Origin of the sequence: Streptomyces sp. NPDC051172, from assembly GCF_040682555.1 — a bacterium.
Lineage (GTDB): Bacteria > Actinomycetota > Actinomycetes > Streptomycetales > Streptomycetaceae > Streptomyces.
This window is the reverse complement of sequence record NZ_JBFBBE010000053.1, coordinates 58,734-66,373: the sequence shown is the minus strand read 5'-3', so window position 1 is coordinate 66,373 and position 7,640 is coordinate 58,734. Positions and strand designations below refer to the sequence as shown.

Sequence of the window (7,640 nt, the reverse complement as noted above, 5' to 3'; positions counted from 1 at the left end):
CATGATCGATACCGACCTCATGGTGCGGGCGCCGGGCGGGGGAGGCACCCGACTTGAGGGAGCCCTCAGCTACGCCACAGCTCAGCCGTCCGACTTCGCGCTCGCCGACGGCTTGGCCCCCTTCTTCAGGAAGCCCATGTCCTCGTAGACCGGGGTCTGGAAGCCGAAGGAGCCGGCGTTCACCAGGTTCCTGGCCGCGGCCGTCAGCTGGGGGCGCTGGTACAGCGGGATGGAGCCGGCGACGGCCCAGATGCGGGAGTCGGCCTTGCGGATCAGGGAGAGTTTCTCGTCGCTGTCGAGGGTGGCGGCCGCCTGGTCGAAGAGGTGGTCGACCTGGTCGGTGCCGATGCGGGTGTAGTTCTGCTCGACGTCGAGGGAGCCGTCGGCGGCCGGGACCGGCTTGGCGTAGATGGGCCGGGCGTCGGTGGCCGGGAAGGCGGAGGCGGGCCAGGAGTACAGGGCGAGGTCGAACTCCCCGGACGCGATGTGGTCCTTGAAGTAGCTGTCGTCGGAGACCTTCGTGATCCGGGTGCCGATGCCGACCCGCTGCAGCATGGCGCCGATCCGGTCGGCCACGGTCCGCAGGGCCTGCGAGCCGGGTCCCGACGGCAGCACGAAGCGCAGGGTGAGCGGTTTGCCGTCCTTGGCCAGCATCCCGGCGGCGGCACCGGCCGGGGCCGCGGTGCCCTTGGGGGCGTAGGCACCGGGCGCGCCGCCGTGCTGCGGCTGCCGACCGGCGTACTTGCCGTCCGCGAGGTGCGTGCCGCCGCTCTTGGCCTTCTCGTCCTTCCTGCTGTGGTCCTTGGGGTCCTTGTAGTGGCCGCTCTTGCTGTCGCCGTTGTCGTCCTCGCCGACGATGTACGTCCCGTCGTCGTCGCCGCCGTCGGACTCGTCGGCCTTCCGGCCCTTGGCCCCGGCGGCCTTCTCGCCCTTCTGCTGCTTCTGCTCCTGCTTCTCCTCCTTGACCGGACCGCCGCGCACCCACCCGGCGTCCGCGAGCAGCGCCTGCGCCTGAGCGGTGTCCTGACCGCCGAGCGCGCCGCTGTTGTCGGCGTAGGCGGCCTGCCCGGACAGCGCGAGATGGCTGCCGACGGGCACGGCGGGCAGCCCGAGCGGTTTGAGCACGGCCTCGGCGAGCGCCTTGCGGTCGAGGGCGCGGGCCACCGCACGGCGGACGCGCTCGTCCGCGAGGGGGCCCTCGGCGCCGTTCAGGGCGAGCTGGGTGTAGACCGGCTCAAGCGACTTGCGGACCTGGAAACCGCTCAGGCCCTCGGCATCGGCGGGCAGGGCCTTGGCAGCGGCGCGCCGGGCCTGCGGGCCCGGCAGCGCGTCGGAGCCCTTGGCTCCGGCGGCCGGCGCGATGCGCTGGGCGCCGGACGGGTCGATCTCGGCCAGGTCGATCTCCCCGTCGGCGAGCGCGGCGGGCCGCTTGTCGAGCGGTACGGCCTTCAGGTCGATCTCGGAGAGCTTGGCGGGCTGACCCCACCAGCGCGGGTTGCGGACCAGGCTGACCTGGTTGTTCTTGTGGTCGACCGCCTGCAGGGCGAAGGGCCCTGCGGTGACCTTGAGCGTTCTGCGCGCCCCGTCGTTGAACGAGTCCGGCGTCCCCATGACGTCCTTGGGGTACAGCGGCGAGAACAGCGACTGCCAGTCGGCGTACGGCCGCGCGAAGGTGACCTTGACCTCCAGGTCGTTCGCGCCGCGCTCGATCTTCTCGATGCGGTCGTAGCCGGCGTTGCGGGCGGTCCAGTACGCGGTGTCCCTGCCGGACAGGGCGCGCCACTGGGCGGCGAAGTCGGCGGCGCCGATCTCGCGGCCGTCGCTCCAGACGGCCTGCTGGGCGATCTTGTAGAGCACGACCTGCTTGGGCTCGGTCTGCACGACCTTGGCGGACTCCAGGTAGTCGGAGTTGCGCTGCGGCCGCCCGTTCGCGTCCAGCCGGTACATGGACGGGAGGACGGCCTGCGCGACGCGGTTCGTGACCGCGTCGGCGTCCGACTGGAACGTGTTCAGGGTCTCCGGCACGTCGTCCACGGCCCACCGCAGGGTGCCGCCGTCGGCCACCAGGTCCCGGCCGGCGGGCGCGATGTCCGGCCCTGCAAGGGGCTTGCCCGCCTCGTCCTCGGAGCCACAGCCCGCGAGCGCGGGCACCGCGAGCACGCCCGCCGCAAGGAAGGCGACCGAACGCGCGACCGCACCGGGTCTGGTCCTCAGTCTCCCGTGGTGGGACATCTTCGCTACCTCCGAGGCCGCTCCAGCCGGTGACACGGGTGGGGGTCTGTTCACATTTGGGCGTATTTTGGAGTTGATCAGATGTACGGCCCCACTGAAGAGGAAAGGGTTCGCCGACCGGGGGTGACACGGCGGCAGAGCCGGGCAACCCCACTCGTACGGCCCAATGTGCGCCCCCGGCGCACACAGAGCGCTTGCAGGCGTGCACTGGAGGCGTGCAATCCGCCAATCGCTGCACATCCCTTCCCACCGGCAGGTGTGACGCGCAACACTCGCAGGCGCATGAACGTTGCCACCTGGGGCCCGACGGCCCATGGAAGTGAGGTCACGTCATGTCCGTGCAAGACGACCTGACGACAATGCAGCGCTGCCTGGACGACCTGTCCCGGTCGGTGGGCCGCCTGGAGAAGCAGCTGGGCAGCGGCGGGCTGGACATACGCCGCGTCCGCGCCGACGCCGATCACCTGCGGGAGAGCGTCGCGCTCCTGCGCGAGGCGGCGTCGAGTCCGAGCGCACCGCGCAAGCCGGAACTCGTCACCATCCCCGACACCCCGTACGACCCCTCGCTGTGGATCGACACGGACGACGAAGGACTCGGCGCCCGCGACCGCCACGCCCCCTGAACCCGACCGGAGTCATGAGTTGGCCACTGGTACGGAACCACATCTGAACAGCGGCGGCGTACGCACCGGTACGCGCGCCGCGATCGACGCCCCGCATCTGCGGACCGACCGCTGGTGGCTGGCTCCGGCCGCCACCGCGGCCGGGTTGCTGGCCTTCATCGTGTACTCGACGTGGCGGGCCTTCGCGAACGCGGACTACTACTCGGCGCCGTATGTCTCCCCGTTCTACTCGCCGTGTCTTGCGGAGAACTGCAAGAACATGCCGTCGGGCCCGAACGCCGACCTCTTCGGGAGCTGGTGGGGCATCTCCCCCGCCATCATCATCCTGATCTTCCCGCTCGGCTTCCGCCTGACCTGCTACTACTACCGCAAGGCCTACTACCGGGGCTTCTGGGCCTCGCCCCCGGCCTGCGCGGTGGCCGAGCCGCACAAGAAGTACACCGGTGAGACCCGCTTCCCGCTGATCCTGCAGAACATCCACCGGTACTTCTTCTACGCGGCGATCCTGGTCGCGGGCGTGCTGACGTACGACACGGTGCTGTCCTTCCGGGACACGCACGAGAACTGGGGCCACATGGGCCTCGGCACCGTCGTGTTCCTGGTCAACATCACGCTGATCTGGGCTTACACGATCTCCTGCCACTCCTGTCGGCACATCGTCGGCGGCAAGCTCAAGCACTTCTCGAAGCATCCCGTGCGCTACAAGGCGTGGCAGTTCGTCGGGAAGCTGAATGCCCGGCACATGCTGCTCGCCTGGGCGTCGTTGGTGAGCGTGGCGCTCGCCGACTTCTACGTCTATCTGCTGGCGTCCGGCGCCTTCGACGATCCGCGATTCTTCTGATGAGGGGTGCCTTCTGATGTCCGTGGTCGACCGCCAGGAGTGGGACGTGGTCGTGGTCGGCGCCGGGGGCGCCGGACTGCGTGCCGCCATCGAGGCGCGGGAGCGGGGCGCCCGTACGGCCGTGATCTGCAAGTCGTTGTTCGGCAAGGCGCACACGGTGATGGCCGAGGGCGGCATCGCGGCGGCGATGGCCAATGTCAACGAGCACGACAACTGGCAGGTCCACTTCCGCGACACCATGCGCGGCGGCAAGTTCCTCAACCAGTGGCGGATGGCCGAGCTGCACGCGCAGGAGGCCCCGGATCGGGTGTGGGAGCTGGAGACCTGGGGCGCCCTCTTCGACCGTACGAAGGAAGGGAAGATCTCCCAGCGCAACTTCGGCGGCCACGAGTACCCGCGCCTCGCGCACGTCGGCGACCGTACGGGCCTCGAACTCATCCGCACGCTCCAGCAGAAGATCGTCTCCCTCCAGCAGGAGGACCACCGCGAGACGGGTGACTACGAGTCGCGGCTGAAGGTCTTCCAGGAGTGCACGGTCACGAGGGTGCTCAAAGACGGCAGCCGGGTCTCCGGTGTCTTCGCCTACGAGCGCGAAAGCGGCCGTTTCTTCGTCCTGGAAGCCCCTGCCGTGGTGATCGCGACCGGAGGCATCGGCAAGTCCTTCAAGGTGACGTCGAACTCGTGGGAGTACACGGGCGACGGCCACGCGCTGGCGCTGCTGGCGGGCGCGCCCCTGCTGAACATGGAGTTCGTGCAGTTCCACCCGACGGGGATGGTCTGGCCGCCGTCGGTGAAGGGCATCCTCGTCACCGAGTCGGTCCGCGGCGACGGCGGGGTGCTCAGGAACTCCGACGGAAAACGCTTCATGTTCGACTACATCCCCGACGTCTTCAAGGAGAAGTACGCGGAGTCGGAGGAGGAGGGCGACCGCTGGTACGAGGACCCGGACAACAACCGGCGTCCGCCCGAGCTGCTCCCCCGTGACGAGGTCGCCCGCGCGATCAACTCCGAGGTGAAGGCGGGCCGCGGCTCCCCGCACGGCGGTGTCTTCCTGGACGTGTCCACGCGCATGCCCGCCGAGGTCATCCGGCGCCGGCTGCCGTCCATGTACCACCAGTTCAAGGAGCTGGCGGACGTCGACATCACCGCGGAGGCGATGGAGGTCGGGCCGACCTGCCACTACGTGATGGGCGGCATCGCGGTCGAGTCCGACACCGCCGCCGCACGCGGGGTGCCCGGGCTGTTCGCGGCCGGCGAGGTGGCCGGCGGTATGCACGGCTCCAACCGGCTCGGCGGGAACTCGCTCTCCGACCTGCTGGTGTTCGGACGGCGGGCGGGCTGGCACGCGGCCGAGTACTCGGCGGCCCTGGCCTTCGAACGCCCCGCCGTGGACGAGGTCCAGGTCGACACCGCGGCCGCGGAGGCGCTGCGTCCCTTCTCAGCCGAGGGTCCCGCGCCGGGCGAGGACGACGGCCGCCCGCCGGAGAACCCGTACACCCTGCACCAGGAACTCCAGCAGACCATGAACGACCTCGTCGGCATCATCCGTCGCGAGGGCGAGATGGAGCAGGCGCTTCAGAAGCTGGCGGACCTGCGGGTACGGGCCCGCCGGGCCGGTGTCGAGGGCCATCGCCAGTTCAACCCCGGCTGGCATCTCGCGCTCGACCTGCGGAACATGCTGCTGGTCAGCGAGTGCGTGGCCCGGGCGGCCCTGGAGCGCTCGGAGTCCCGCGGCGGCCACACCTGCGAGGACCATCCGACGATGGACCGCAAGTGGCGCAACATCAATCTGCTGTGCCGGCTGATCGACCCCACGGGCGGCCTTGCGGCCACGGACCCCGTGCGCGGCCAGATCGCCCTCTCCCGTGAGACCACCGAACCCATCCGCGCCGACCTGCTCGCCCTCTTCGACAAGGAGGAGCTGGTCAAGTACCTCGCCGAAGAGGAGCTCTACGAGTGAGCAGCTACGAGGCCCGCTTCAAGGTCTGGCGGGGCGATGTCAAGGGCGGCGGCCTGGAGGACTTCAAGGTCGAGGTCAACGAGGGCGAGGTGGTACTCGACATCATCCACCGCCTCCAGTCCACCCAGGCGCCCGATCTGGCGGTCCGCTGGAACTGCAAGGCGGGCAAGTGCGGTTCGTGCTCCGCCGAGATCAACGGGCGGCCGCGGCTGATGTGCATGACACGGATGTCGGTGTTCACGCAGGAGGAGACGATCACCGTCACGCCCCTGCGCGCCTTCCCGGTCGTACGGGACCTGGTGACCGACGTCGGGTTCAACTACACCAAGGCGCGCGAGGTCCCGGCGTTCGTGCCGCCGGAAGGTGTGGGACCCGGCGAGTACCGGATGATGCAGGAGGACGTGGACCGCTCGCAGGAGTTCCGCAAGTGCATCGAGTGCTTCCTGTGCCAGGACACCTGCCATGTGGTCCGGGACCACGAGGAGAACAAGACCGCGTTCGCGGGGCCGCGCTTCCTGATGCGGGTGGCGGAGCTGGACATGCATCCGCTGGACGCGGCCGCCGAGGGCGGACTCGACCGCAAGAAGACCGCCCAGGACGAACACGGCCTCGGCTACTGCAACATCACCAAGTGCTGTACCGAGGTCTGCCCCGAGGGCATCAAGATCACGGACAATGCGCTGATTCCGTTGAAGGAACGGGCGGTCGACCGCAAGTACGACCCATTGGTGTGGCTGGGGTCGAAGATCAGGCGGCGGTCTTCGTAGGCCGCGGGAGGGCGGCCGGGTTCAGCGCACCCAGCCGTCCCGGTACGCCCTCCAGTCCGCCTCCGTGGCCGCGAAGTCGACGTAGAGCGCGACGCCGAAGCGGGGTCGGTCCGCGTCCGTGCGGGACAGGCCGAGGCGAACGCCGCGGACGGCGGCCGCTGCGGTCTCTGCATGGTTCCAGTGGCCGAACCGGTTCTCGTGGTAGAAGGGCAGGCCCATCAGCAGGTCGGTCGCGGGCGGTGTGACCTCCAGGGCGAGCGAGGTCTGCTGGGCGACATAGCCGCCGTACAGGCTCTGCAGCGGCTGCATGGTGTCGTACGACATCACGGCGATCTGGTCGACCCTGCGTGCGACCTGGCCGAAGAACCGCTGCGACCACCACTTCGGGTGTCCGGCGACCGTGCCCCAGAAGGCGTGGAAGCCGGGGAGCGGGTCGATCTGGTGGGCGGCGACGGACAGCAGGGCGTGGTGTGCCCTGGTGACGGAGCGGAGGGAGTCGAGGAGGGTGAGGTAGTTCCGGTCGCCGGAGTGGAGGGGCTCCAGGTCGAAGTGCACGCCGTCGAAGCCGGCCGCCAGGATCTCGCGGGTGGAGGCGACGACCGCCGCACGGGTCGCCGGGCGCTCCAGGCGCATCCCTGTCGGGCCCTCGGTGGCGAGTACGTCGCCGAGCCAGGCCTGGACGCGTAGCCGCGGCGCTCGGCCGTGCAGGGTGTCTATGAGCCAGGTCGCCTTGCTGTACGCGGACTTGGGGAGGGTGCCGTTGTGTTCCAGGGGGCCTGCGTGGACGTACAGGTCTCGGATGCCGGTGGTTTTCAGGCGGTCGGCGAGGGCTGTGACGTCGGCGTCGGTCTTACGGCCGTCGACCCAGGCGTGACCCAGCCAGATGGCATCGCGGTTTCTGGTGTACGTGCCCTCCTCGGGGTCGCCGGTGTAGTTCAGGCGGAGGGCGGATTCGGCGGCGAGCAGCGGTACGAGGAGGGCCAGGACCAGGGCGAGGGCGAGGCGTCGCCGACGGCGGGGCGGCTTGGACGCCTCGGCTTTTTCCTTCCCACCCGCACCACCCGTACTGCCTTCGTCGGCGGCTGCGGGGACGTGCGGGGCCGTGGACGGCTTCTCTGCCGGGGTCTCCTCTGTCCTGTCGCCCGTGGGGGCCTCTGTCTCTGTCTCCGTGTGCCGCGCCCGTTCCATCCCCGCTCCCCCCGTCGATCCCACCTCCC

The 7,640-nt window shown here is 69.8% G+C and carries 6 protein-coding genes; 4 read left to right on the top strand and 2 right to left on the bottom strand.

Annotated features, from left to right (window positions below):
* Window positions 1-81: 81 nt before the first annotated feature.
* Window positions 82-2,232, bottom strand: a complete 2,151-nt coding sequence (locus AB0N07_RS28660; RefSeq protein ID WP_365839856.1) for an ABC transporter family substrate-binding protein — start codon at window positions 2,230-2,232, stop codon at window positions 82-84.
* A gap of 332 nt (window positions 2,233-2,564) precedes the next feature.
* Here AB0N07_RS28660 and AB0N07_RS28655 point away from each other — a divergent pair, with 332 nt between their 5' ends.
* The 4 genes from AB0N07_RS28655 to AB0N07_RS28640 are packed head-to-tail and all read left to right on the top strand — an operon-like array spanning window position 2,565 to window position 6,423.
* The gene (locus tag AB0N07_RS28655) at window positions 2,565-2,855 is read left to right on the top strand and encodes a hypothetical protein (protein WP_115906133.1); all 291 of its coding nucleotides are present in this window, start codon (window positions 2,565-2,567) and stop codon (window positions 2,853-2,855) included.
* Window positions 2,856-2,874: 19 nt separating this feature from the next.
* Window positions 2,875-3,696: a hypothetical protein gene (locus AB0N07_RS28650; RefSeq protein ID WP_365839854.1), complete on the top strand. Its 822-nt coding sequence runs from the start codon at window positions 2,875-2,877 to the stop codon at window positions 3,694-3,696.
* Window positions 3,697-3,712: 16 nt separating this feature from the next.
* A complete protein-coding gene (locus AB0N07_RS28645) occupies window positions 3,713-5,656 on the top strand; it encodes a fumarate reductase/succinate dehydrogenase flavoprotein subunit (protein ID WP_365839852.1) in 1,944 nt (647 codons plus the stop codon).
* Window positions 5,653-6,423: a succinate dehydrogenase/fumarate reductase iron-sulfur subunit gene (locus AB0N07_RS28640; RefSeq protein WP_030929448.1), complete on the top strand. Its 771-nt coding sequence runs from the start codon at window positions 5,653-5,655 to the stop codon at window positions 6,421-6,423. The genes AB0N07_RS28645 and AB0N07_RS28640 overlap by 4 nt, the downstream gene beginning before the upstream one ends.
* A 21-nt stretch (window positions 6,424-6,444) precedes the next feature.
* Here AB0N07_RS28640 and AB0N07_RS28635 read toward each other — a convergent pair whose 3' ends face one another.
* A complete protein-coding gene (locus tag AB0N07_RS28635) occupies window positions 6,445-7,611 on the bottom strand; it encodes a glycosyl hydrolase family 18 protein (RefSeq protein ID WP_365839850.1) in 1,167 nt (388 codons plus the stop codon).
* Window positions 7,612-7,640 lie beyond the last annotated feature (29 nt).

Coding starts and splice junctions, on each gene's coding strand:
- AB0N07_RS28660 (WP_365839856.1), bottom strand. CDS start 2,232: ATGTCCCACCACGGGAGACTGAGGACCAGACCCGGTGCGGTCGCGCGT.
- AB0N07_RS28645 (WP_365839852.1), top strand. CDS start 3,713: ATGTCCGTGGTCGACCGCCAGGAGTGGGACGTGGTCGTGGTCGGCGCC.
- AB0N07_RS28655 (WP_115906133.1), top strand. CDS start 2,565: ATGTCCGTGCAAGACGACCTGACGACAATGCAGCGCTGCCTGGACGAC.
- AB0N07_RS28635 (WP_365839850.1), bottom strand. CDS start 7,611: ATGGAACGGGCGCGGCACACGGAGACAGAGACAGAGGCCCCCACGGGC.